Genomic DNA, 1,549 nt, shown 5'->3' with positions numbered 1-1,549 from the left:
GATCGCGGCCTGCTGCTTCTGGCGAGCCGCGCGGCGATGTGAAGCAGCTTGGCAGGTCAGGCGGGCTCGAGCAGGCCGCAATGATCATCCGCTCCTCGCCATGACCGAGCGTCCCGCTCCTCGCCATGACCGAGCGTCCCGCTCCTCGCCATGACCGAGCGTCCCGCTCCTCGCCATGACCGAGCGTCCCGCTCCTCGGCATGACCGCAAGGGCCCGTACCGCCAGGATCGGGTCTGCCCCTACTTCGGTTGACTCTCGTCGGTAGGGGCGATCAGGCCGCGTGAGCGGCTTGCAGGAGTGTCTCGTATTCGATGGGCGTCAGGCGACCCAGCGCCTGCTGCCGGCGTCGGCGGTGGTAGGTCCGCTCGATCCAGGTGACGATGGCCAGGCGCAGCTCCTGTCGGCTGGCCCAGTGCCGACGGTTGAGGACGTTCTTCTGCAGCAGGCTGAAGAACGATTCCATCGCGGCGTTGTCAGCGCAGGTCCCGACCCGCCCCATCGACCCGCGCGCTTGCGCTGCTGATAGCGCGCGAACATAGCTGTGGGAGCGAAACTGACTGCCTCTGTCCGAGTGAACGATGACCTCTAGTGCGTCGGTGCTGTCCCTCAGGGTCAGAGCGTTCTGCAGGGCCTGGACCGCGAGGTTGGCGGTCATCCGGGCGTCGATGGAGTAGCCGACGATGCGGTTGGAGCAGGCGTCCTTGACCGCGCAGAGGTAGAGCTTGCCCTCGGCGGTGGGGTGTTCAGTGATGTCAGTGAGCCAAAGGACGTTGGGTCGTTCGGCCCGAAACCTCCGGCGGACGAGGTCATCGTGAACGGGCGGCCCGGGCCGTCGCCCAGCACCGCGCCTACGGGCGTGAGCTGAGAACAGCCTCTGCAGCCTGCACAGACGCTGGACGCGGTTGCGCGACGCCATCGCGCCCTGCTGCTGCAGCTCATCAGCGATGAAGCGGTAGCCGAACTCCGGGTCGTCGTGGTGGATGTCGACGGCGGCGTTGAGGAGGTGAGCGTTGCTCCAGTCGCGGTCGGTGACCGGGTTGGCGCGCCACTTGTAGTAGGCCTGCTTGGAAAAGCCCAGCACCCGGCAGGTCACCGCGACGGGGATCCCGTCAGCGGCGAGGTCACGGACCAGCGGGTAGATCATTTTGGGAGGACGTCGCGAGCGAAGTAGGCCGTCGCCCGGCGCAAGATCTCGTTCTCCTGCTCCAGCTGCTTGTTGCGTTTGCGCAGCTCGCGCAGCTCAATGTCGGATTCTGTTGCATTCCTCTCAGGCGCGGTCGAGGCGCTCAGGCCGTCCTGGCGGTCGGCGATCCGCAGCCAGCGTCCCAGGCAGGACTCCGAGATGCCGAAGCTGCGGGCGATCTGGGCCCGGGTCTGTCCGCCTTGGCGGGCCACGGCCACCACGTCGCGGCGGAACTCCTCGGGGTAGGGCTTGTGCACAGTGGTCATCCTTCCAGCGAGGACCACGATCCTCACAGGTCAGGAGTCAACCAAAGCGGGGGCAGACCCAGGCGACTCTGGCGCCGCTCCGGTCGCCTCGATTACCTT

General features: G+C 67.0%; 1 protein-coding gene. It reads right to left on the bottom strand.

From position 1 onward, the window contains the following. Positions 1 to 272 precede the first annotated feature (272 nt). Positions 273 to 1,450, bottom strand: a protein-coding gene (locus H8N03_RS25940; protein ID WP_255428404.1) for an IS3 family transposase whose coding sequence is annotated in 2 segments (ribosomal slippage) — positions 273 to 1,153 and positions 1,153 to 1,450 — 1,179 coding nt in all. Because the reading frame shifts where the segments join, the coding sequence is not laid out codon by codon here. Positions 1,451 to 1,549 lie beyond the last annotated feature (99 nt).

It is taken from the genome of Ramlibacter cellulosilyticus (genome assembly GCF_014297465.1).
In the GTDB taxonomy this organism is placed as follows: domain Bacteria; phylum Pseudomonadota; class Gammaproteobacteria; order Burkholderiales; family Burkholderiaceae_C; genus Ramlibacter; species Ramlibacter cellulosilyticus.
The sequence above is the reverse complement of the archived record's forward strand: the minus strand, read 5'-3'. Positions and strand labels throughout refer to the sequence as shown.